The organism is Ruegeria sp. BK1, from assembly GCF_056535645.1.
This window is the reverse complement of sequence record NZ_JBQFIS010000001.1, coordinates 3372033-3395339: the sequence shown is the minus strand read 5'-3', so window position 1 is coordinate 3395339 and position 23307 is coordinate 3372033. Positions and strand designations below refer to the sequence as shown.

Genomic DNA, 23307 nt, shown 5'->3' with positions numbered 1-23307 from the left:
TGCAGCAACTATTGTAGGGGCTGCGCATGTTTGACGAAGCTGACGATATCCACCCGCTGTTTTCCGGTGCGCCCTCGACCACCGAGTTCAAGAAGCTGCGCAAGCGCATTGTGCGCCAAACCCGTGAAGCCATCGAGCAATACGGGATGGTGGACCCGTCTGCCCATGACAAAGACGGCAAACCGCCGCGATGGTTGGTCTGCCTGTCCGGCGGCAAGGACAGCTATACCCTGCTGGCAGTTCTATACGAGTTGAAATGGCGCGGCTTGCTGCCCGTCGATCTGCTGGCCTGCAATCTGGATCAGGGTCAACCCGGCTTTCCGGCCACCGTTCTGCCCGAGTTTCTGAACCGCATGGGCGTACCTCACCGGATCGAATATCAAGACACCTATTCCGTCGTGATGGACAAGGTTCCGCTAGGTCGGACTTATTGCGCGCTGTGCTCGCGCTTGCGCCGGGGCAACTTGTACCGCATCGCACGGGAAGAGGGATGCTCGGCCGTGGTGCTGGGACATCACCGCGACGATATCCTCGAGACATTTTTCATGAACCTCTTCCACGGTGGGCGTCTGGCCACGATGCCGCCGAAACTGGTGAATGAAGAGGGCGACTTGTTCGTCTACCGCCCGCTGGCCCATGTGGCCGAGGCCGATTGCGAGAAATTTGCCAACGCGATGAACTATCCCATTATCCCCTGCGATCTCTGCGGCAGTCAGGACGGGCTACAGCGCCAACAAGTGAAACAGATTCTGGATCAGTGGGAAAAGAACAGCCCCGGTCGCCGACAGGTGATGTTCCGCGCCCTGACCAACGCTCGGCCTTCGCATCTGCTGGACCCGAAATTGTTCGATTTTCAAGGCCTTGCGTTGCGCCCAGGCAAAAATGACGAAAATTCGGATGAAATTCCGCGTCTGCGTTAACGTCTGACTCAGAATGGTTTTCTACGGTTTTCCCAAGCGTGCGATGCCCAAGGGAAAGGCCCGGAACACCAATGTGGAAACGTATCCCGGTTGAAAAAGCTCTCAATGTTCTGACCACCGCCCTCAGCGGCCCGCCCGCGCTGGCCTTTGCCCCTGCGATCAGCCTGGCCGCGTTCTGGATGGGGGGAGAGCGGGCTTTGGTTACTGTGGCTTTGACCCTGCCGCTTTTACTGGCGGCATTTTCCGCGCTGGCCACAACACCCGGCGACCAAACCGTGCCCAGCGGGTTGATCCCGCTCGACAGCTTTGCCGCAGGGATGGAGGGATTTTTCAGGTCCACCGCCACCACGCGTGACGACTCGGCCTGCCTAATTGTGGCATTGGACGGGTACATTGAATTCGAGGATTTGCACGGCACCGCAGCGACGGCACATGTGGTTGATCAGTTCCGCAGCCGAGTGCTGTCGGTGATCCGCGCTCATGATATCGCTGCCCGATTGGATGAGGACAAAATCGTCGTCGGACTTAACCCGTCCAAGCATCTTGATCTTGAAGCTTGCATCCAAATGTCGGGGCGCATTCAAGCCACTATTGAAGAACCCGTGGTGCTGAACGGCACCGGCATTTACCTGTCTTGCTCGATCGGGTTCAGCCTGTTGTCCAGCATCCGGAATGATGGGTTTGAGGCGTGGATTGATGCTGCCTCAGCCGCTTTGGATGAGGCGCAAAGAAATGGCCCCTCGACCATCCGCGCCTATTCCAGCGAAACGCGGCGCCGCTCACGCATCCGGGCCAACCTGCGGCGCGAGTTTGATGCCGCACTGGATAGTGGCGAGATTCGACCCTGGTTTCAGCCTCAGATTTCGACGGATACCGGCCGCGTCACCGGGTTCGAAGCGCTGGCACGTTGGGAGCATCCGCAAAAAGGCGTGCTGAGCCCGCATGTATTTCTGCCTTTTGCCGAACAGGCGGGTCTAATGGAGCGTTTTGGCCAAACCATGCGCCACCACGCCTTCGCCGCCATGCGTCAATGGGACAATGCCGGGATCGTTGTGCCCCGGATCGGCGTGAATTTCTCCTCAGATGAGCTGCGCGACCCAGCGTTGATCGACCGGCTGAAATGGGAGCTGGACCAAAACGACCTGACCCCTGACCGGTTGGCCGTTGAAGTGCTGGAAACCGTCTTCTCGCGCCGACCCGATGACGTGATTACCCGCAACGTGACCAGCCTGTCGAAACTGGGGTGCTGCATTGATTTGGATGATTTCGGGACGGGACATGCCTCAATCGCGTCGATCAAGCGCTTTGATGTTTCTCGGATCAAGATCGACCGCTCTTTTGTGGCCAAGGCAGATCGGGATGCCAGCCAGCAGCAGCTGGTCAGCGCCATCCTGACCATGGCCGAGCGGCTGAACGTCGAAACTCTGGCTGAAGGGGTCGAAACGCCGGGCGAACACGCACTGATGGCTCAGCTGGGCTGCAACCATGTTCAGGGCTTCGGGATTGGCAAGCCCATGCCCTTCGAAAACACGTTCGACTGGATCATGACCCATCAGAACAAGCTGAACGGTGTGCCCAAGATTGGTCGCAAAGCCGGCCCATAAACGCAAAATTGCACCACAAATACGCACTCAGCGGCGGTTTGACGGGCGAATCCGCTTGACCTTTGGGGCTGCACTCTGTTGAACCCACCGGGTGTGTTTCACTGCTTAAGGTGGCTGTCCCAGATGGACGATCAGAACAAGAATCTCATCCTCGCAACCGCGCTCAGCTTTCTCGTGATCCTCGTTTGGTTCGTGCTGTTCCCGCCGCCGGAACAAACGACGCTGCCCGATCAGGCCGAGATCAGCGCCACCGACGCGACCGAGGTTCAGACGCCCAGCGCGTCGGATGCAGGCACGACTGGCGAGGCAACAGCCGCAGCGGAAGAAACTCTGCCTGATGCCGAAGCACCGCGCATTGCGATCGACACACCGCGCCTGGAAGGCAGCCTATCCCTGTCAGGTGGCCGCATCGATGAGCTATTCCTGAAGGACTACAAAGTCTCGATCGAAGAAGGCGCACCGATTGTGGAGCTACTGTCCCCGGTGGGATCGGAATCGGCCTATTATGCGTTGTACGGCTGGGCGCCTGGCGCAGGTGTTGCAGGCACCGATGTTCCGGGGCCCAATACGCTGTGGACGCTGGAAAGCGGTGAGACGTTGGGCGTCGACACGCCGGTCACTCTGAAATGGGATAATGGCAACGGCCTGACCTTCCGCCGGACCATCTCGGTGGACGAGAACTATATGTTCGACGTTACCCAATCGGTGGAAAACAACACGCAGGCCGAAGTGGGCATGGCCCCCTATGGCATCCTAGCCCGTCACGGGATCGGCGAAGATGGCGATCTGCCCGGTCTCAAGAATTTCTTCATCCTGCACGAGGGCGTCATGGTCATGGCCGATGGCGTGCTGGACGAGATCGACTATGGCGATGTCCGCGACTTTGACATCGACCCGAATGAACGTGCGCAGGCCGAGGTGTTTCAGGTCAAGGAAGGCGGCTGGGTTGGCTTCACCGATCACTACTGGATGACCACCCTGATCCCCGAAGAAGGATCGGCCTTCAAAGCCGCCGCCAAATACGATGCGCGCCGCAAGATTTACCAAACCGAAACCGTTCTTCCGACATTGTCTGTAGCCCCCGGCGCGACTGAAGAGGTTACGACCCGTCTGTTCGCGGGCGCCAAGGAATGGGAAACCATTCGCGAATACCAGGCTGAAGGCGTTCAGAAGTTCATCGACAGCATCGACTGGGGCTGGTTCTATTTCCTGACCAAGCCGATCTTCTGGCTGCTGCACAACATCAATGCGCTGATTGGCAACATGGGCTGGTCGATAATCGGCCTGACGTTGATCATTAAAGCCATCTTGTTCCCGCTGGCGTTCAAATCCTACGTCTCGATGGCGAAGATGAAGGAGCTGCAGCCGCAGATGGAGGCCCTGAAAGAGGCCGCAGGCGACGACCGCCAGAAGATGCAGCAAGGCATGATGGAGCTGTACAAGAAGGAAAAGGTAAACCCCGCCGCGGGCTGTTTGCCAATCCTGTTGCAGATCCCGATCTTCTTCTCGCTGTATAAGGTGATTTTCGTCACCATCGAACTGCGTCAGGCCCCATGGTTCGGCCCTTTCCAAGACCTGAGCGCGCCGGACCCGACCTCGATTATGAACCTGTTTGGCTTGTTGCCCTGGGCGGCGCCGCAACCTGAAAGCTTCATGGCGCTGATCTTCATCGGTATCCTGCCATTGCTTCTGGGTATCTCGATGTGGCTGCAACAGAAACTGAACCCGGCCCCAACTGACGCGACGCAGGCGATGATCTTCGCCTGGATGCCTTGGGTCTTCATGTTCATGCTGGGTGGGTTTGCCAGCGGTCTGGTCGTCTACTGGATTGCAAACAACACGATCACTTTCACGCAGCAATACCTGATCATGCGCAGCCAGGGCTATACACCGGATGTGTTCGGCAACATCAAATCAGGCTTCAAGCGCACGCCAAAAGCGGATGACAAATGACCGGTGAAGTAACCAGCCTCTGGCGGCATCCGATCAAAAGCCATGGCCGCGAGGCCGTCCAGACCGTCACTCTGAACCCCGGGCAGACCATGCCCGGGGATCGCGTTTGGGCGGTCGCGCATGAGGCGTCCAAGGCCGATGGGTCCGAATGGGTGCCGTGCCCAAATTTCAGTCGCGGGGCCAAGGCACCGTCACTGATGGCAATCTCGGCCCGGACCGACGGTGACATCGTCACCCTCACCCATCCCGATCGCCCCGAGCTGCGCTTTCAGCCGGACACGCAGCAGGATGTCTTTCTGGATTGGGTCAAACCGTTGATGCCTGTAGACCGCGCGGCCTCGACCCGGATTGTCCGAGTGCCCGGGCGCGGCATGACCGACAGCGATTTCCCCTCGATCAGCCTGTGCAACATGGCCTCACATCGCGCGGTCGAGCAAAAGCTGGGGCAGGAGCTGTCCCCCATTCGCTGGCGCGGCAATATCTGGTTCGACGGCTTGCCCCTGTGGGAAGAATTTGACTGGCTGGGCCGCGACATTCAGATCGGTCAGGCCGTTCTGAATGTGCGTGAACGGATCACCCGTTGCCTTGCGACAACCGCGAACCCGGATACCGGGCAGCGCGACGCTGACACGCTGGCGGCCCTGAACGCATGGGATCATCAGGATTTTGGCGTCTACGCCGAAGTGATCCAGGGCGGCGAGGTCAAGCCGGGCGACAAGGTTCAACCGCTATGAACACCCTGCCCTTTCCCCTAGCCGAAACACCGGATGAGTTCGCGCAAGAACGTGGCCGCAAACTTTTTGCGGGCGAATCCGAGTTCGTCAAAGGCGTGGTCGCCATGGACGGCCTGCCCGCACCCGACCGGCTCGAGGTGTGTTTCGCGGGTCGTTCGAACGTGGGCAAATCTAGCCTGATCAACGCTTTGACAGGCACCAAAGGATTGGCGCGTGCCTCGAACACGCCGGGCCGCACGCAAGAGATCAACTTTTTCACCCAAGGCCCCGAGCTGTATCTGGTCGACCTACCCGGCTATGGCTATGCCAACGCGCCGGTCAAGGTGGTCGAGAAATGGCAGCGGCTGCTAAAACAATACCTGAGCGGGCGTCAAACCCTGCGTCGGGCCTTTGTCCTCATAGACTCGCGCCACGGCGTGAAACCGGTCGATGCCGAGATCATGAAGCTGCTGGACACCAGCGCCGTGACCTTTCAATGCGTGATGACCAAGGCCGATAAGGTCAAGGCCAAGGACCGCGAAAAGGTGCTAGATCAGGTGCGCGGCGCGCTGTCAAAACACCCTGCCGCCTTCCCTGAGATTGTGCTGACGTCGTCCGAAAAGGGTGACGGGATTCCGACCTTGCGTTCGATCATCGCCAATCTGGAATAGCTTGCCCCTTGGCAGCACCGTGCAAAGGCCCTAACACGGAACGTCAGAGGGACCTAAGCCATGAAGACACGAGATATGAACCGGGACTGGATCGCCACCGCTGCCACTTTGAACAGCGCCTTGCCGTATCTGCAACGCTATGACGGGGCAATTGTCGTCATCAAGCTGGGCGGGCACGCCATGGGCAGTGATGAAGCGATGGAAAGCTTTGCCCGCGACGTGGTGCTGATGCGTCAGGTTGGGGTGAACCCGGTGATCGTCCATGGCGGTGGTCCGATGATCAACGCGATGCTGGATAAACTGGACATCCAGTCCGAATTTGTCGGCGGCAAGCGTGTCACTGACAAACCGACCGTGGAAGTGGTCGAGATGGTTTTGTCCGGCCTCGTGAACAAGCGCATCGTACAGGCGATCAACGGCCAGGGCGGCACTGCCGTGGGCCTGTCGGGCAAGGATGCCAACCTGATCATCTGCGAGCAGACAGACCCTTCATTGGGGTTCGTAGGTTCTCCGTCGCAGATGGACCCGAAAATCCTACATGATCTGTTTGCCCATGACGTGATTCCAGTGATCGCGCCGTTGGGCGCCGGGCGCGAGGGTGAGACATTCAACGTCAATGGCGACACCGCCGCCGGTGCGATCGCCTCGGCGTTGAAGGCGGACCGCTTGCTGCTCCTGACCGATGTCTCGGGCGTAAAGAATGCCGCCGGAGAGGTCGTTACCGAGTTGAAAGCCGGCCAGATCCGCGAAATGACCCTGGAAGGCACGATTGCGGGCGGCATGATCCCCAAGACCGAAACCGCGCTGGACGCGCTACACAGCGGCGTGCGGGCGGTGGTCATTCTGGACGGGCGCGCGCCAAACGCGGTACTACTGGAGCTGTTCACCGAGCATGGCGCCGGGTCATTGATCCGCCCTGACTGACCCAAAGAGCCAAAAAGAGATGACCGCACTTCCACCAGCCTCAGCCTATCGCACAGCGATCAGCTATGGCTGGGTGGGGCGCGTGGCGCATCAGGCAGGCCTGATCGTGATGGGCGCAACGCATCCCCGGATCAGCGAGGCCAAAGGACTGGACGGGGGCACTTTGGTTCTACTGGGCGCAGGCTCAGCCTTCTGGCCCGTTCTGAAAGCCGCACCGGAATGGCAGGAACCTGACCCGGTGGACCAATGGTCGACCCGTGTTATTGGCCAGATGGCGCGGGATTTGGGCGCTACCGCACATTTCCCGTTTGGTGGCCCACCCTATGCACCGTTCATCGATTGGGCACTGAAATCGGGCCGCACGTTCAGCAGTCCGGTCGGCGCGCTGGTACATGATACCGTGGGCATGATGATCTCATATCGGGGTGCCCTGCATTTTGAGCAGGAATTTTACATACCCGAGGTCTCTGATCTCTCTCCCTGTACGAACTGCCCAGCCCCTTGTGTGACTTCCTGTCCGGTGGAGGCCCTAAACAGCCGCGAATTCTACAACGTGGCCGCATGCCATGACCACCTGTCCACCATCGAAGGCCAGACCTGCATGACCGGCGGTTGTCAGGCGCGGCTGGCCTGCCCTCTGAGCGCCGGTGCAGGCCGCAACCCGGAACAATCCGCGCACCATATGCGGGCCTTTCACCCGTCATGAGCCTGACGCTGATCCTGACCCGGCACGCAAAATCCAGTTGGGACAACCCAACGCTTGACGATCATGACCGTCCTTTGAACAAACGAGGCCGGAAGTCCGCCCAAGCGGTTGGTGCATGGTTGCAGCAGCACAACCTTGTCCCGGACGAGGTTCTCAGCTCGACCTCAGCCCGCACGCGCGAGACCTGGGACCGGATGGGGTTGCAAGCGGTAAAAATCTGCTTTCATCGCACGCTCTATCTGGCGGAGCCCGAAGAGATGTTGATCGAATTGTCGGGGGCGACCGAGCCCACGGTGCTGATGCTGGGCCACAATCCCGGTATTGCCGAATTTGCCAGCCGTATCGTACGAAGCGCGCCGGATCATGCGCGGTTTCACGACTATCCCACAGGCGCCACAATGATCATCCGCTTTGGCATCACCGATTGGGCCGACATAGACTGGCACAGCGGGGACGTTCAGGACTTCGCCATTCCGCGCGAACTGCTGGAATAGAAAAAGGCGAGGCCAAAGCCCCGCCCTTTCCCAAATTTCGAATGGATCAGTGGCCCAGAATCTGGCTGAGGAACAGCTTTGTCCGTTCGCTTTGCGGGTTGTTGAAGAACTCTTCGGGTTCGTTCTGTTCCACGATCTGGCCTGCGTCCATAAAGATCACACGGTTGGCGACCTGACGGGCAAAGCCCATCTCGTGCGTGACGCACAGCATGGTCATACCTTCCTCGGCTAGTTCGATCATGGTGTCGAGCACCTCTTTGATCATCTCGGGGTCCAGCGCCGAAGTGGGTTCATCGAACAACATAATCCGCGGCATCATGCACAAGGACCGCGCAATCGCCACACGCTGCTGCTGACCACCGGACAATTGGCCGGGATACTTCAGCGCCTGATCGGGAATTTTCACCTTTTCCAGGAAATGCATTGCCCGCTCTTCGGCTTCTTTCTTGGGCGTCTTGCGCACCCAGATCGGGGCCAGCGTGCAGTTTTCCAGAATGGTCAGGTGCGGGAACAGGTTGAAGTGCTGGAACACCATACCAACCTCGGACCGGATCTTGTCGATGTTTTTCAGGTCATTCGACAGCTCGGTCCCGTCCACGATGATCGTGCCCTGCTGGTGTTCCTCCAGCGCGTTCAGGCAGCGGATCAGGGTGGATTTTCCGGAACCAGAAGGCCCCGCGATCACGATCCGCTCGCCCTGATTGACGGTCAGATTGATGTCGCGCAGCACGTGGAAAGACCCGTACCACTTGTTCATGCCGTTGATTTCGATGGCGACTTCGTCGCTCACCTGCATTTTCGAGCGGTCGATTTCGCGTTCAATTGCAAGTTCAGACATGTGTTGAACTCCTTAACGATGGTCCGTGGCAAGGCGACGCTCGAGCCACTGGGAATATTGAGAGATGCCGTAACAAACGACGAAGAACAGAAGCGCGGCAAAGCCCAGAAGCTCCCAATAGACGCCATTCCATTCGGTTGACGCCAGGATGGGTCCCCGGATCATGCCCACCAGATCGAACATCGAAATGACCGAAACCAGTGTGGTGTCCTTGAACAGGCCAACGGCCACGTTCACGATACCGGGGATCGAGATCTTCAGTGCCTGTGGCAGGATGATTAGACGCATCGCCTGAGGGTAATCCAAGCCTAGACTATCTGCTGCCTCGTACTGTCCACGTGGAAGCGCTGCCAGACCGCCACGGATAACCTCGGCTATATAAGCGGCCGAGAACATGGTGATCATGATCACAACGCGCAGGAACAGGTCGACCGTGCTGTCAGGCGGGAAAAAATAGGCCAGCATCACCGAAGCCACGAACAGCAGCGTGATCAGAGGCACGCCACGGATGAATTCGATGAAGATGACACAGACCCACTTAATCAGCGGCATGGAAGATTGACGGCCCAGCGCAAGTGCAATCCCAAGCGGAACCGACAGTGACACGCAGGTCAGGCCCAGCATCATGTTCAGCATAAAGCCGCCCAGATCACGACTTGGAACAGCCGTGAGCATAGCCCCTTCGTTGGCGTCTTCCGGGATCAGCGCCCCGCCGATATTCCAGATAATTAGAGCCACCACAATCGCGCCGAAGAACCCGGCAGCGAAGCTGTTGCGGCCAAGCTTCTGAAACACTGCTCCTGCCGCTATAAAGCCAACCAATGCCACGAGTGGAACCAGAATAGTGCCGCCCCAGATCAGCCAGAAAGCGATAAAGGGGTAGAGCGCCGTGAACACCAGCAGCTTGCGCGGCAGGTCAAAGAATAGGACCGGTGCCAGAGCCACCAACATCAATACGAATGCCAGATTCGGGCGCCAGTAGGCCTCGTCAGGGTATTTGAAACCGTAGATCAGTTGCGGCCAGCGTTCTGTAAGAACCGCGAAACAGGCCCCAGTCTTACCAGCCAGAATTTCACGGCATTCCGCCAGAGAATTGGCATTCCATACCCCGTTCATAATCCACGGCAACGTGTTTTTGAGCAGAACATAGATCAGAATCAAAGACAGAAGCGTCAGGATCGTGTTGGTCACGCCCGAGAACAGGTTCTCGCGCAGCCATTTGACGATCCCCGTCTGGTTCGCTGGTGGAGGAGAAGGAGGAATGGTGCCTTCAGCCACAAAAGCGATCGGATTTGTTGTTTGATCAGCCATGGCTCAGCGCTCCTTCAACTTGACGGATGCGTTGTAGACGTTCATCGCCATCGAGATCAGCAGCGAAGCCGTCAGATAGAACAGCATAAGCAGCAGAACACACTCAATCGCGCGGCCAGTCTGGTTCAGCGTGATACCCCCCAAAGTGGCGGTGATATCCGCATACCCCACGGCAATCGCCAGTGACGAGTTCTTGGTGATGTTCAAGTACTGTGAAATCAACGGCGGGATAATCACACGCAATGCTTGAGGCAGGATCACAAGATTCATGATGCGACCGGGGCGCAGGCCCAACGCAGCAGCAGCCTCAGTCTGGCCTTTGCTGATCGCCTGAATACCCGCGCGCACGTTTTCCGCGATGAAGGCACCAGTATAGATCGACAAGGCGAACCAAAGTGCGATCAGAGGTCCACCGATCTTGATGCCACCGGAGAAGTTAAAACCCTTCAGCTCGGGCACATCCCAAGTCAGCCCCATCAGCACCATCAGCAACGCGACGGGCACTAGCCAGACACCCAGTTTGACAAGGCCGGTTTTGGGTCGTTGGCCGGTCTGTTCCTGTTGCAGGGTTGCACGCTTCTCAACCTCGCGCGAGGCGAACCAAGAACCAATCAATACAGCAATCACCAGCAACCAATTCAGAAAAGCTGCACTGAAAAAACCGCTAGAGAAATGAGGCCCGGGGATATAAACGCCGCGGTTGGTAAAGGCGAACAAGTCAAACAGCATACTTGAAGTCGGGTTGTCACCTCGGAAGGCGCGCGGACCCGGCAGCACAGCCGTCATGATCGTAAAGATGATGATGATCCAGATCAGCACAGGAATATTCCGGAAGATCTCGACGTAGACCGCCATTAGCTTTGAGACGAGCCAGTTGTTCGACAGACGCAAGACCCCAGCGATCACTCCAAAGACAGTGGCGGTGATACACGCAAGAAACGCCACCAGCAGAGTGTTCAGAATGCCCACAACAGCCGCACGTCCATGCGAAGACTGGCTGTCATATTCGATCAAACGCTGGTTGATGTCGTATCCGGACGGATCGCCCAGAAAAGTATAGGAAATGTTCAGGCCTGCGGCCCGCAGGTTCTGGATCAGGTTATTGCCCAGATACCAAATGGAAAGCGCAATAGCGATGGCCGCGATCACTTGAAATGTCAGCGAGCGATAGCGGGTATCGTTTATGAGCATAGACAACCGAAAGTCAGCTTTCGGCGGGTCGGTCATAGTCGACATATTTTGGATCCCCGTAGTCTGCGGATTCTTCTTTTCCGGCAGGGTTCTCCCCGCTCATGAGCTGTCCGCAGCAATTTGATGAGAAAAGGGCGCAGGTTCCCCCGCGCCCTTTTCCTTAGGATTTAGCGGAACGGCGGCGAGTACAGCAGGCCGCCATCGGTCCACTGCGCGTTCAGGCCGCGTGCCAGACCGATCGGAGTTTCTTCGCCGATGTTCTTGGCAAAGACTTCACCATAGTTGCCGCCCGATTTGATCGCGCGCATCGCCCACTGAGCGTCGAGGCCCAGCATCTCACCCAGAGTGCCTTCGCTGCCCAGCAGACGGTTCACTTCGGGGTTGTTGGTGCCAGCGGCCATCTCGTCGATGTTTGCCGAGGTCACGCCCAGCTCTTCAGCCGAGACCAGCGCGTTCAGAGTCCAGCGGACAACGTCGCCCCACTCGTGATCGCCGTGACGGACCAGCGGGCCCAGAGGCTCTTTCGAGATGATTTCGGGCAGAAGGACATGCGCCGCCGGATCTTCGAACGTGGCGCGGGTTGCGGCCAGGCCCGATGCGTCGGTGGTGTAGACGTCACATGCGCCAGCCAGGTACTGCTGCTGCGCTTCGGCGTTGGTTTCGATCGGAACCGGCTCGTAGCTGATGTTGTTCGAGCGGAAGAAGTCCGCCAGGTTCAGCTCTGTCGTGGTGCCGGTCTGGATGCAGACGGTTGCGCCGTCCAGTTCCTTGGCCGAGCTAACACCCAGCGCCTTGGGAACCATAAAGCCCTGACCGTCATAGTAGTTCACGCCCACGAATTCGAACTTCAGGTCGACGTCGCGGCTGAAGGTCCAGGTGGTGTTACGGGCCAGCATGTCGATCTCGCCCGAGGCCAGCGCGGTGAAACGCGTCTTGCCAGTGGTCGGAACGAATTCTACGGCGCTTGCATCGCCCAGAACAGCAGCAGCGACCGCGCGGCACAGCGAGACGTCAAAGCCTTGCCATTCGCCATTCGCGTCGGGTGCAGCAAAGCCAACCAGACCGGTGGTCACACCGCAGTTCAGCTTACCGCGCGCTTTGACATCATCGACAGTCCCCGCTGCCGCTGCGCCTGCAGCCAGGCCGGCAACGGTTGCCACGCCCAAGATTACGGATTTTTTCATTTTTACCTCTTCCTGATTTTCCGCCTCTGTCCAGAGACGGCTCTGTCCGGCACCTTTGGCACCAGAAAGGTTTCCCCAAAGGTGTCTCCCCTTTAGTGCGCCCGAGTTTGGTCGCATTCATAAACAAACGTCAAGGGTCGGATCAGTGAAAACGATGGATCATCTTCCAGATGTCCGCAGTAACGGCAAAAATTCCGGCATAAGGGCTCAAACCGAGAGGTCAAAGAACCGCTTGGCGTGTAGGAAAGCGGCCCTTTTGACCTCGGACGCGGCGTGGGCCTCGTCGTCGTGACCCCATTGTTCGATTTGCCACAACTCGTCCAATCGAGAGGCTTGCCAGATCTCCTCGGCAGGGCGCCAATCTGCGGTGGCAGCAAATCCAAGCACCAGTGAACCAGACAGGCTGACCAGATCGTGGAAGGCGGCCAATTGGAAGTCACTGTAATCATGGACACGTTGGCGTAGGCCCAGCAGGGCCTGCGGGTCCTGGGGTTGATGTAAAACTCCCGCAACCGGCAGCAAGCGCGCGGCAAGCGTCTCGGCCGCCCATTCAAGGGCAGGGTCCCACTGATCCGCCTGCCGCTGCTGCAACTCTTGCGGGTGCGTGGCGCGGTAGCACAGCAGATCCGAATCGCCGTAATCGGCCAGCATATCTGCAACCTCGGCGTGCTGATGCCGGACCTTGTCGATGGCTGCATTGGCCGAGCGGGTGAAGGGCATGGTGGTCGGATCGACCTCTTTTTCCTGCGCGTCCCACTCGGTGGCGATTTCATGAGCCATGGCCTGTGTCGGCACGACCAACCCCGCCTTGGCCGGGGTTTTCACACGTCGGCCGTCCAGCTCGACGGTAAAGCCGCCTTCGGTCTCAACCACTGCGCTTTGGGTCCAGAATCGTTTCGGTTTCCAGTCGCTCATCGTTTCAGGTCCAAATTTGATCCAGCGCGCCGGGCAACTGGTCGAAGGTTTCGATGATAGAGGTTGCTGCCTCTAACGCGGGCCGCGCGTGATAACCCCATGTGACGCCGACGCTGCGCACACCGGCAGCCGCGGCCATGTCCATGTCAAACCGGGTGTCGCCGATCATCACGGTATCGGCAGCCTCAACCCCCGTCTCAGCCCGCGCGGTGTCAATCATCGACGGGTGCGGTTTTGAAGGGTGATGATCCGCCACCTGCCGCGTCACGAAATAGCCCTGCAGCCCGTGCCCTTCGATCAACGCATCCAATCCGCGCTGAGATTTGCCAGTCGCCACGCCCAGCAGCACCTCGGGGATGGCGTGCAACGCTTCAATCACCTCGCGGGCACCGGGATAGAGCGGCGATCCCGCCATGCCCTGTTCCAGCCGATGCGCGTGATAGGCCTGTTTATACCCCTCGACCAGCCGCGCCTGATCCGCATCCGAATGCTGCGGCGCAAGCTGCGCCAGCGCCTTGGGCAGCGACAGGCCAACAATGGACAGGATCGCCGTGCGATCCGGCACCGGCAGGGACAGCGCGTTGAAACTGGCGGTCATAGCAGCAACGATACTGCCCTGACTGTCGACCAGAGTGCCGTCCACGTCGAACAGCACCAAACGCAGGGGTGCGCTCATTGCAGTTCCTCGAACGGGTCGTCGGCGGCCAGATCCTCGGTCCAGCCGAAGGTATCCCAGCTGTGTTTCATGTGGTCGGGCAAGGGGGCCTTCACGGTGATCGTGTTGCGCGTCACCGGATGCTGAAACGATGCCTGCCGCGCGTGCAGATGCAGCTTTTTGCTGATGATCCCGCCCAGCTGCGCACCCCAGCCGTCGCCAAGGTTTTCCTGACCCGAGCCGCCATATTTGCCGTCACCGATGATCGGATGACCAATCGCTGCCATATGCGCCCGAAGCTGATGCGTGCGGCCGGTGATCGGCTCCATCGCGACCCAGGCCGCGCGCCCGGCCACACGGTAAAGCGTGGCATAGTGCGTATGCGCCCGTTTCGCGCCGGGGGTTTCGTTGATCTCGTTCAGATGAACGGGGATCATTTTCTCACCCTCGCCGTGCTTGCCGTGACCTGCGGCCTTGACCAAACCGGTCTTGATCTCACCCAGATAAGGGGTCGGCACACCGGCCACCAAAGCCCAATAGATCTTGCGCGTGTCACGGTGACGGAAAGCGGCGGTCAGGCCCTTGGCGGCCTCGCGCGTGCGGGCCAGCAGCAGAACGCCGGATGTGTCCTTGTCCAGACGATGCACAAGGCGCGGGTTCTCGTCATAGCCAAAGCGCAGCGCTTCGGACAGGCTGTCCACGTGGCGGGTTTGACCGCTGCCGCCCTGCACCGGCAGGCCGTGCGGTTTATTCAGCGCCAGCACGTGATCGTCGCGGTAGATCACACAAGACTGGATCATCTTGGCATCCGCATCCGAGATACGCCGCTTGACCTCAACCGGTTTGTGATCTGCGTCGGGCAGAGGTGGCACGCGCACGACCTGCCCGGCCTCAAGCCGGGTCGCGGCTTTCACCCGTCCGCCATCCACGCGCAATTCACCCTTACGGCACATCTTTTCGATGCGGCCCTGGCTGACATGCGGAAATAGACGGCGCAGCCAACGGTCAATCCGCTGGTCGCCATCGCCTTCTGCCACGGTGATCATTTGTACGCCACTCATACCGATATCCCCTTCACGCGGCGGGTCCGCGCGGATTGCATGCCATTCAGTGCCATTGAAAACATGCGCGTCTGTGGCGTGCCTTACCGGCAGAGTCAACCGTTGCGTTGCGCCCGCAGCTTGGCGAAATAGTCCAACCGTTTTTTCAACTCGCGCTCGAACCCGCGTTCGACCGGTTGATACAGCTCAGGCCTGTCCATCCCGTCGGGAAAATAGTTCTGGCCGGAAAACCCATCCTCGGCATCATGGTCATAGGCATAGCCCGCGCCATAGCCCTGATCCTTCATGAGCGAGGTCGGCGCGCTCAGGATATGCTTGGGCGGCGGTTCACTGCCGGATTGCTTGGCCAGCCGCATCGCCTCCTTATATCCCACATAGGCCCCGTTCGATTTGGGGGCGAGCGCCAGATAGACCAGCGCCTGCGCCAGCGCCAGTTCGCCCTCGGGGCTGCCAAGGCGTTCATAGGTCTGCCAAGATTGCAGACAGATCGCCTGTGCCTGCGGATCGGCCAGCCCGATATCCTCGACCGCCATGCGCGTGATGCGTCGCGCCAAATAGCGCGGGTCTTCACCCCCGTTCAGCATCCGCGCGAACCAGTACAGCGCCGCGTCTGGGTCCGACCCGCGCACCGATTTATGCAGGGCCGAGATTAGGTTGTAGTGTTCATCCCCCGACTTGTCGTATTTCGCCGCCCGCCGCATCAGACGGGTCGATAGCGCATCCGGGTCCAGCGGCGCGTCTACTTTCCACGCTGCGATTTGTTCGATCAGATTCAACAACGCCCGCCCGTCGCCATCGGCCATTTCCTGTAGTGCCTCGCGTGCGGGGCCGGTCAGGGGCAGCGCCGTGCCCAGTTCCTTTTCGGCACGCTGGGTCAGACGTTCCAGATCGGCCAGATCAAGGCGTTCCAGCACTAACACCTGCGCGCGGCTCAGCACAGCGGCGTTCAACTCGAACGAGGGGTTCTCGGTCGTCGCCCCCACCAGCAGGATCGTGCCGTCTTCCATATACGGCAAAAACCCGTCCTGCTGGGCCTTGTTGAACCGATGGATCTCATCCACGAACAGCAGCGTACCCTGCCCGTTCTGGTGGCGGATTTTCGCGGCCTCGAAGACCTTACGCAAATCGGGAACACCAGAGAAAATCGCGCTGATCTGCACGAAATGAAGGTCGGTTTCCTGCGCCAAGAGGCGTGCAATGGTCGTTTTGCCCACGCCCGGCGGCCCCCAAAAGATCAGGCTGGACAGGCTGCCCGAGGCCAGCATGACACCCAACGGAGCATCCGGTCCCAGGACCTGCTCTTGCCCGATCACATCCGCCAAGCTTTGGGGACGCAAACGGTCGGCCAACGGACGATGCGCTGACGTTGCTGGTTGGGTCGCGCCGGTATCGAACAGATCACTCACAAGCGGAACCTTACCGAAACCGAACGCCCCCCGCGCGACACATCCAACTGCAATCTGCGCCCCGGATCGGTCAGCGCCTGAACCACATCATCAGGGTGTTCAATTGAGACCCCATTGATGCTGTTGACTACGTCACCAACACGCAGACCCGAGCGCCCGCCATAGCGCCCCGGATCGGTGACGACCACGCCGGTCTGCGACAAGATCAACCCCATCCGTGCAATGACAGCCGGGTTGATCCGCGCTACCTTCAACCCAGGCATAACCGTCTGGTTGTCCAGTATCGTATCGTCCGAGGGCGGAACCTCGGGCGCTTTGATCAGGGCGATCTCGACTTCTTCCCGAACTTCGCCCCGCAACAGCGTCAGGACCGAGCTGCCGCCCACACCCGCGACAGACATGCGAAACTTCATTTCAGCGGGTGAGTTCACCTCGTCCCCATCCACATGCGTCACCACGTCGCCAACCCGCAACCCGGCTTCGCCCAAAGGACTGAGCGGATGCAGATCGGACACCACGACGCCCTGCGGAATTACAAGACCCAGAGACTCGGCGATGTCCGCACTCATGTGCTGGCCCGCCATCCCGGCCCATGGGCTTATGAAACTGTTATTTCCAGCCTGGGCCTGACGCAGGAATTCCGCAACCAAATTGGCCGGTATCGCAAAGCCGATTCCGTTCGACCCGCCCGAACGCGTCAGGATCGCGGTGTTGATGCCGATCAGATCACCGTTCACGTCAATCAATGCCCCGCCGGAATTGCCCGGATTGATCGCTGCATCGGTCTGGATGAAATAGCCCCGCGCATTACCGGTTGCCGTGCCCGTACGCGCCAACCCCGAGATAATCCCAGACGACACCGTTTGTCCGACGCCAAACGGGTTGCCAATTGCCAGCGCCAGTTCACCAACCTCAACCTGATCGGAATCGCGCAGCGGCAGATAGGGCAACGCCTCGGCCTCATCCAAACGCAGAATGGCGATATCGCTTTCCTTATCGCCCAGCACCACCTGTGCGGAATACTCGCGACGATCGGTCGTGACCACCCGGATTTCAGTTGCCTTGCCGACAACGTGGAAGTTCGACACCACATACCCGTCTGCAGTCAGGATCACCCCCGACCCCAGCGAGTTCTGAACCCTTGGGCGCGGCTCGGCAAAACCGCGGCCGAAAAAGTCCTGAAAAAACGGGTCCGAAAACAGAGTGTTCCCCCGCCCTTCCCGCACGATCTTGGCATAGATATTCACCACCGCCGGTGCCGCTTGCTTCACCACCGGCGCAAACCCGAGACTGATTTCGGCCTGAGAGGTCGGCACTTTGGTTTCAGCGTGGCTGTGGGATGCAAGACTCAATAGCATCAGGGTCAGTAAGACGCGGATCATGAGACCTCCGGGATTTGGATCGCCCCAGATATGCGGACCCGCGCAGCCGAATGCAAGTCAGCGATGCCGCAAAAGAAAAACCTCCGCCCGACGTGGGGCGGAGGTTTCTAATCAGCCAGACGGCGCGATCTTATTCTTCGTCAGCGGCTTCTTCGGCGGCAACGCGGGCCTTGTCGGCTGCGCCTTTGGCGTCGACGTCACGATCAACGAATTCGATGATCGCCATCGGCGCCATGTCGCCATAGCGGAAGCCTGCTTTCAGGATGCGGACATAACCGCCCTGACGCTCGGCGTAGCGGGGGCCCAGAACTTCGAACAGCTTGGCGACGTCTTTGTCTTCTTTCAGCTGTGCTGCGGCCTGACGGCGGGCGTGCAGGTCGCCGCGCTTGCCCAGAGTGACCAGCTTTTCGATGATCGGGCGCAGTTCTTTTGCCTTGGGCAGAGTCGTTTTGATTTGCTCATGTTCGATGAGCGAGCCAGCCATGTTTGCAAACAGAGCCTTACGGTGCTCATGAGTACGGTTCAGGCGGCGGTAACCACGTGCGTGACGCATTTTCTAGTTCCTTCTTTCGCGTTGTGCTTTGTCTGGCCGGCGATGCGTGTCACCGGCTCTCCTTGGGGCGGAAGTGCCCATATGATCCCCGGAAGTCCGGGCATTTGTGAAGACGCGCTTAGAACGCGTCTTCGAATTTCTTCGCCAGATCTTCGATGTTGTCGGGCGGCCAATCCTCGACATCCATGCCGAGGTGCAGACCCATGCCGGACAGCACTTCCTTGATCTCGTTCAGCGACTTGCGACCGAAGTTCGGGGTGCGCAGCATCTCGGCTTCGGTCTTCTGAATCAGGTCGCCGATATAGACGATGTTGTCGTTCTTCAGGCAGTTTGCCGAACGGACCGACAGTTCCAGCTCGTCCACTTTCTTCAGCAGCAGCGGGTTGAACTCCAGACCATCGTCTTCGTCTTGGCGGCTGGCCGATTCCGGCTCGTCGAAGTTGACAAAGATCGACAGCTGATCCTGAAGGATGCGTGCGGCAAATGCCAACGCGTCTTCGGGAGTGATCGAACCATCGGTTTCGATCTTCAGGGTCAGTTTGTCATAGTCCAGAACCTGACCTTCACGGGTCGGCTGAACGTCATAGGCAACCTTCTTGACCGGCGAATAGATCGCGTCGATCGGGATCAGGCCGATGGGTGCATCTTCGGGCTTGTTCTTCTCAGCCGAGACGTAACCCTTGCCGGTGTTGACGGTCAATTCCATGAACAGGTCGGCGCCATCATCCAGGTGGCAGATGACGTGATCGCGGTTCAGAACCTCGATACCGGCGCTTTCGCTGATGTCACCAGCGGTGACAACGGCGGGGCCTTTGGCATTGATCGACAGGCGCTTGGGACCTTCGACTTCCATACGCAGCGACACGCCTTTGAGGTTCAGGATGATGTCGGTGACGTCTTCGCGGACACCAGCAACCGACGAGAACTCGTGCAGGACGTTGTCGATCTGAACGCTGGTGATGGCCGCCCCTTGCAGCGAGCTCATCAGAACGCGGCGCAGCGCGTTGCCCAGGGTCAGACCAAAGCCACGTTCCAGCGGTTCAGCAACCAGCGTTGCCTGACGCGCGGGGTCGTTGCCCGGCTTGCCGTCCAGCTGAGTCGGCTTGATCAATTCTGCCCAATTCTTATGGATCATGTAATCCCTCCATTCCTGTCCGCGCCCCATGACCAACAAGGTGCAGACGCCCGAGGTTCAAAATGACGTGCTGGGGCCGTGCAAAAACACAGCCCCAGCTCAATTCAAAATCGCTTAGACGCGGCGACGCTTCGGCGGGCGGCAACCATTGTGCGCAATCGGCGTCACGTCGCGGATCGACGTGATGTTGAAGCCCACAGCAGCCAGAGCGCGCAGAGCCGATTCACGACCCGAACCAGGGCCTTGAACTTCGACTTCCAGCGTCTTGACGCCATGTTCCTGCGCCTTCTTGCCTGCATCTTCTGCAGCCATCTGAGCGGCGTAAGGTGTCGATTTCCGCGAGCCTTTGAAGCCCATGGTACCGGCAGACGACCACGAAATGGCGTTGCCCTGTACGTCCGAGATCAGGATTTTGGTGTTGTTGAAGGTCGAGTTCACATGGGCAACGCCCGATGCGATGTTCTTACGCTCTTTGCGCTTGATGCGAGTCTTATCGCGTGCCATCGGTCAGACCCTCCCTTATTTCTTCTTACCAGCAATGGCCTTCGCGGGGCCTTTGCGGGTACGAGCATTGGTGTGGGTACGCTGACCGCGAACCGGCAGGTTGCGGCGGTGACGCAGACCGCGGTAGCAGCCCAGGTCCATCAGGCGTTTGACGTTCATCTGAACTTCACGACGCAGGTCACCTTCGACAGTGTAGTTTTCGTCGATGTACTCGCGGATTTTCAGAACTTCGGCGTCAGACAGTTCGTTGACGCGACGGGTCGCTTCAATGCCCACGGCTTCGCAGATCGCTTTGGCCGAGGTGTTGCCGATACCGGTGATATATGTGAGGGCGATAGGTACCCGCTTTGCAGTCGGGATGTTTACGCCGGCAATACGTGCCACGTGTCACTTTCCTTTTCGTTGCGGTTCCGTAACTCCAGAACCTTTTTTCACAACGCTTGACCTTGGCAGTGTCGCCAGCGGGCCCAGCATTATTCGAGGTGGTCGGGGCGGTTGGGACGAATCCCTCACGCAGTCTTGATTCCCTTTAGGGATGGGGGTCGATATGGGCTTTTGGCAGTGCCGTCAAGCCCATATTCAAATGTGGATCGATCAGGCGTCCAACACACCAGCTATCGCGCCCTGAACCTCGTCAATCTCCCCGAGACCATCAACCCAGGACAGGTTGCCCTTGGCGTGATAATAGCCGATCAGCATTGAGGTCTTTTTGTAGTACTCCATCAGACGGGTCTTGAGGCTTTCCTCATTGTCGTCCGCACGGCGTTTGAAGTCACCTTCTTTGCCGCAGTTCGAGCATTTGCCGTCCGCCGGGATCGGTTTAGTGATGTCGTTGTAGACTTCACCGCAACCGCCGCAGGTTGACCGAGCCGTGATACGCGCGACCAGAGCGTCGTCGTTCACTTCCATCGCGATAACCGCGTCCAAGGTCTCGCCGGTGCTGTCCAGCAGCTCACCCAACGCATCGGCTTGGGCCAGAGTGCGCGGGAAACCGTCAAAGATGAACCCGCCTTCAGCGCCTTGTTCCAACTTTTCGCGGATCAGGCCGATCACGATCTCATCCGTCACAAGCTGGCCCTTAGCCATCACCTCGGCTACGCGGTTGCCCATTTCAGTGCCGCTGTCTTTGGCTTCACGCAGCATGTCGCCAGTGCTCAGCTGGACCATGCCGCGGGTTTCAACCAAGTGACGGGCTTGCGTTCCTTTGCCTGCCCCCGGGGGGCCGAGAAGAATGATGTTCATCGACGAGCGGGTCCCTTCCTGCCACGTTTCTTACCTTTGCCGCGCAGTTGGGACTTTTCGATCAGCCCTTCGTATTGGTGCGCCAGCAGGTGGCTCTGGACCTGTTGGATCGTGTCCATGGTCACAGAGACGATAATCAGAACCGAGGTGCCGCCGAAATAGAACGGGATGGCAAACTGGCCCCGAAGAATTTCAGGCAACAGACAGACCGCTGCCAGATAGGCCGAACCCAGAACAAGTACGCGGTTGACCACGTATTCTAGATACTCGGCGGTTTTCTTGCCCGGACGGATGCCCGGCACAAAACCGTTCTGCTTTTTCAGGTTGTCCGCCACATCGTCCGGTTTGAACGACACGTTGAACGTGTAGAAATAGGCAAAGAAAACGATCATCGAAGCGAAGAACAGCAGATACAGCGGCTGGCCGGGACCAAAGTTGGCCAGAAGCCAAGACATGACCGGCCCGTTGGTCGCCCCCGAAGAGAAGGTTGAGATCGTCACCGGCAGCAGCAGCAGCGAGCTGGCAAAGATCGCCGGGATCACGCCCGCTGGGTTCACTTTGACCGGCAGGTGGCTCGAGCCGCCCTCATAGATCTTCATACCGGCCTGACGACGCGGGTATTGAATATGGATCTTGCGCAAAGCGCGTTCCATGAAGACCACGAATGTAATCACGGCAATCACCATCACGATCACACCGATGATCACAGCAGGGCTGATCGCGCCCGAGCGGCCCGAAGCGAAGAACTGTGCCAAAGCGGCCGGAACTTCGGCGATGATGCCCACGAAGATGATCAGAGAGATACCGTTGCCGATTCCGCGTGCTGTGATCTGCTCACCCAGCCACATCAGGAACATGGTGCCACCAACCAAGGTGATCATGGTCGACAGGCGGAAGAACAGGCCCGGATCGGTTGCCAGATCGCCCGATTCCAACGAAACCGCCAGACCGTAAGCCTGAACGGTGGCCAAGGCCACGGTGCCGAAACGGGTATATTGGTTGATCTTCTTGCGGCCCTGCTCGCCCTCTTTCTTGAGCTGTTCGAGCGCGGGAACCATAGATGTCAGCAGCTGCACGATGATCGAGGCCGAAATGTAGGGCATGATGCCGAGGGCAAAGATACCCATCCGCCCCAGCGCCCCGCCGGTAAACATCGAAACCATGCCGCCGATGCCCTGCCCCGCTTGCTCCATGAACTCGCGCAGTGCTTGGCCGTCGATGCCCGGAACCGGAATAAAGGTGCCCAGACGATAGACGATCAGCAATGCAAGCGTGAACAGGATGCGGTTGCGCAGATCGGTGGCTTTGCCCAAAGCAGCCCAGCTTGTGTTGGCTGCCATTTGTTCTGCTGCTGATACCATAAATCGGTCTCTCTTATGCAAACACCGCCCGGAACCGTTTTCCGGCTCGGGCGGCGTCTTGGAAAACTCTGAAGTCTATGTAAGCGGGTCTTGGCCCGCTCACAAGCGCTTACTCTGCCGCAGCGGCTTTTGTGACCGTCAGTGAACCGCCCGCTTTCTCAACTGCCTCAACGGCAGATTTCGAAGCACCGGTTACTTCCAGGTTTACTTTGGTGCTGATTTCGCCTTTGGCCAGAACGCGGATACCGTCTAGCTTGCGACGCACCAGACCGGATGCAACCAGCGCATCCTCGGTGATTGCTGCTTTGGCGTCCAGCTTGCCGGCGTCGACGAATTTCTGGATCAGACCCAGGTTGATTACGGCGAATTCCTTGCGGTTCGGCTTATTGAAGCCACGCTTGGGCAGGCGCTGGTACAGCGGCATCTGGCCACCTTCGTAGCCGTTGATGGCCACACCCGAACGGGATTTCTGGCCTTTGATACCACGGCCACCCATTTTACCTTTGCCGGAACCCGGACCACGGCCAACGCGGGTGCGTTTCGGGGCGGCGCCAGCATTGTCGCGCAATTCGTGCAGTTTCATT

24 protein-coding genes are annotated in these 23307 nt (G+C 59.0%); 8 read left to right on the top strand and 16 right to left on the bottom strand.

From position 1 onward, the window contains the following. Positions 1 to 26 precede the first annotated feature (26 nt). The 8 genes from ttcA to ACR3E7_RS16850 all read left to right on the top strand — a co-directional run bounded on the left by ttcA (position 27) and on the right by ACR3E7_RS16850 (position 7985). Positions 27 to 920: a tRNA 2-thiocytidine(32) synthetase TtcA gene (ttcA, locus tag ACR3E7_RS16885; protein WP_480505960.1), complete on the top strand. Its 894-nt coding sequence runs from the start codon at positions 27 to 29 to the stop codon at positions 918 to 920. A gap of 71 nt (positions 921 to 991) precedes the next feature. Further along, positions 992 to 2524, top strand: coding sequence for a putative bifunctional diguanylate cyclase/phosphodiesterase (locus ACR3E7_RS16880; protein WP_480505961.1), 1533 nt, complete (start codon positions 992 to 994; stop codon positions 2522 to 2524). Positions 2525 to 2647: 123 nt separating this feature from the next. Then, complete coding sequence (yidC, locus tag ACR3E7_RS16875) at positions 2648 to 4477, top strand: membrane protein insertase YidC (protein ID WP_170773655.1); 1830 nt, start codon at positions 2648 to 2650, stop codon at positions 4475 to 4477. Further along, positions 4474 to 5211, top strand: a complete 738-nt coding sequence (locus ACR3E7_RS16870; RefSeq protein ID WP_480505963.1) for an MOSC domain-containing protein — start codon at positions 4474 to 4476, stop codon at positions 5209 to 5211. The genes yidC and ACR3E7_RS16870 overlap by 4 nt, the downstream gene beginning before the upstream one ends. Further along, the gene (yihA, locus tag ACR3E7_RS16865) at positions 5208 to 5861 is read left to right on the top strand and encodes a ribosome biogenesis GTP-binding protein YihA/YsxC (RefSeq protein WP_170773652.1); all 654 of its coding nucleotides are present in this window, start codon (positions 5208 to 5210) and stop codon (positions 5859 to 5861) included. Before ACR3E7_RS16870 ends, yihA begins: the two co-directional genes overlap by 4 nt. Before the next feature lie 60 nt (positions 5862 to 5921). Further along, on the top strand, positions 5922 to 6785 hold the full coding sequence (gene argB, locus ACR3E7_RS16860; protein WP_170787571.1) for an acetylglutamate kinase: 864 nt from the start codon (positions 5922 to 5924) through the stop codon (positions 6783 to 6785). A 19-nt stretch (positions 6786 to 6804) separates the two neighbouring features. Continuing rightward, entirely contained in the window at positions 6805 to 7491 is a 687-nt protein-coding gene (locus tag ACR3E7_RS16855) for a ferredoxin (RefSeq protein ID WP_480505965.1), read from the top strand. Next, positions 7488 to 7985, top strand: coding sequence for a SixA phosphatase family protein (locus ACR3E7_RS16850; protein WP_480505967.1), 498 nt, complete (start codon positions 7488 to 7490; stop codon positions 7983 to 7985). The genes ACR3E7_RS16855 and ACR3E7_RS16850 overlap by 4 nt, the downstream gene beginning before the upstream one ends. A 46-nt stretch (positions 7986 to 8031) precedes the next feature. Here the strand turns inward: ACR3E7_RS16850 and ACR3E7_RS16845 are convergent, their stop codons facing one another. From ACR3E7_RS16845 to rplO, 16 genes are all read right to left on the bottom strand, one after another. After that, positions 8032 to 8823: an amino acid ABC transporter ATP-binding protein gene (locus tag ACR3E7_RS16845; RefSeq protein ID WP_353394379.1), complete on the bottom strand. Its 792-nt coding sequence runs from the start codon at positions 8821 to 8823 to the stop codon at positions 8032 to 8034. Positions 8824 to 8835: 12 nt separating this feature from the next. Continuing rightward, complete coding sequence (locus tag ACR3E7_RS16840; RefSeq protein ID WP_480505969.1) at positions 8836 to 10134, bottom strand: amino acid ABC transporter permease; 1299 nt, start codon at positions 10132 to 10134, stop codon at positions 8836 to 8838. A gap of 3 nt (positions 10135 to 10137) precedes the next feature. After that, positions 10138 to 11370 carry an amino acid ABC transporter permease gene (locus tag ACR3E7_RS16835; protein ID WP_170773647.1) on the bottom strand — a complete coding sequence of 411 codons (1233 nt, stop codon included), beginning with the start codon at positions 11368 to 11370 and terminating at the stop codon, positions 10138 to 10140. Positions 11371 to 11492: 122 nt separating this feature from the next. Continuing rightward, positions 11493 to 12509 (bottom strand): amino acid ABC transporter substrate-binding protein, encoded by a 1017-nt coding sequence (locus ACR3E7_RS16830; protein WP_170773646.1) that lies wholly within the window; start codon positions 12507 to 12509, stop codon positions 11493 to 11495. Positions 12510 to 12716: 207 nt separating this feature from the next. Then, a complete protein-coding gene (locus ACR3E7_RS16825; RefSeq protein ID WP_480505972.1) occupies positions 12717 to 13424 on the bottom strand; it encodes an ATP12 family chaperone protein in 708 nt (235 codons plus the stop codon). 4 nt (positions 13425 to 13428) lie between these two features. Beyond that, complete coding sequence (locus tag ACR3E7_RS16820; RefSeq protein ID WP_480505974.1) at positions 13429 to 14100, bottom strand: HAD-IA family hydrolase; 672 nt, start codon at positions 14098 to 14100, stop codon at positions 13429 to 13431. After that, positions 14097 to 15140, bottom strand: coding sequence for an RluA family pseudouridine synthase (locus ACR3E7_RS16815; protein WP_480505976.1), 1044 nt, complete (start codon positions 15138 to 15140; stop codon positions 14097 to 14099). The genes ACR3E7_RS16820 and ACR3E7_RS16815 overlap by 4 nt, the downstream gene beginning before the upstream one ends. 95 nt (positions 15141 to 15235) lie before the next feature. Then, complete coding sequence (locus ACR3E7_RS16810) at positions 15236 to 16546, bottom strand: replication-associated recombination protein A (RefSeq protein ID WP_480505978.1); 1311 nt, start codon at positions 16544 to 16546, stop codon at positions 15236 to 15238. Next, positions 16543 to 17928 carry a trypsin-like peptidase domain-containing protein gene (locus ACR3E7_RS16805; protein WP_480505980.1) on the bottom strand — a complete coding sequence of 462 codons (1386 nt, stop codon included), beginning with the start codon at positions 17926 to 17928 and terminating at the stop codon, positions 16543 to 16545. Before ACR3E7_RS16805 ends, ACR3E7_RS16810 begins: the two co-directional genes overlap by 4 nt. Before the next feature lie 130 nt (positions 17929 to 18058). After that, positions 18059 to 18481, bottom strand: coding sequence for a 50S ribosomal protein L17 (gene rplQ / locus ACR3E7_RS16800; RefSeq protein WP_039538314.1), 423 nt, complete (start codon positions 18479 to 18481; stop codon positions 18059 to 18061). Between the two features lie 118 nt (positions 18482 to 18599). Continuing rightward, the gene (locus tag ACR3E7_RS16795; protein ID WP_170773634.1) at positions 18600 to 19616 is read right to left on the bottom strand and encodes a DNA-directed RNA polymerase subunit alpha; all 1017 of its coding nucleotides are present in this window, start codon (positions 19614 to 19616) and stop codon (positions 18600 to 18602) included. 114 nt (positions 19617 to 19730) lie between these two features. Further along, positions 19731 to 20120: a 30S ribosomal protein S11 gene (gene rpsK / locus ACR3E7_RS16790; RefSeq protein WP_170462414.1), complete on the bottom strand. Its 390-nt coding sequence runs from the start codon at positions 20118 to 20120 to the stop codon at positions 19731 to 19733. 15 nt (positions 20121 to 20135) lie between these two features. Then, positions 20136 to 20504, bottom strand: coding sequence for a 30S ribosomal protein S13 (rpsM, locus tag ACR3E7_RS16785; protein ID WP_170456119.1), 369 nt, complete (start codon positions 20502 to 20504; stop codon positions 20136 to 20138). Positions 20505 to 20714: 210 nt separating this feature from the next. Next, a complete protein-coding gene (locus ACR3E7_RS16780; RefSeq protein ID WP_480505983.1) occupies positions 20715 to 21362 on the bottom strand; it encodes an adenylate kinase in 648 nt (215 codons plus the stop codon). Then, positions 21359 to 22723 (bottom strand): preprotein translocase subunit SecY, encoded by a 1365-nt coding sequence (gene secY / locus ACR3E7_RS16775; RefSeq protein WP_170773630.1) that lies wholly within the window; start codon positions 22721 to 22723, stop codon positions 21359 to 21361. The genes ACR3E7_RS16780 and secY overlap by 4 nt, the downstream gene beginning before the upstream one ends. 109 nt (positions 22724 to 22832) lie before the next feature. Then, a complete protein-coding gene (rplO, locus tag ACR3E7_RS16770; protein ID WP_480505985.1) occupies positions 22833 to 23306 on the bottom strand; it encodes a 50S ribosomal protein L15 in 474 nt (157 codons plus the stop codon). Position 23307: the final 1 nt, after the last annotated feature.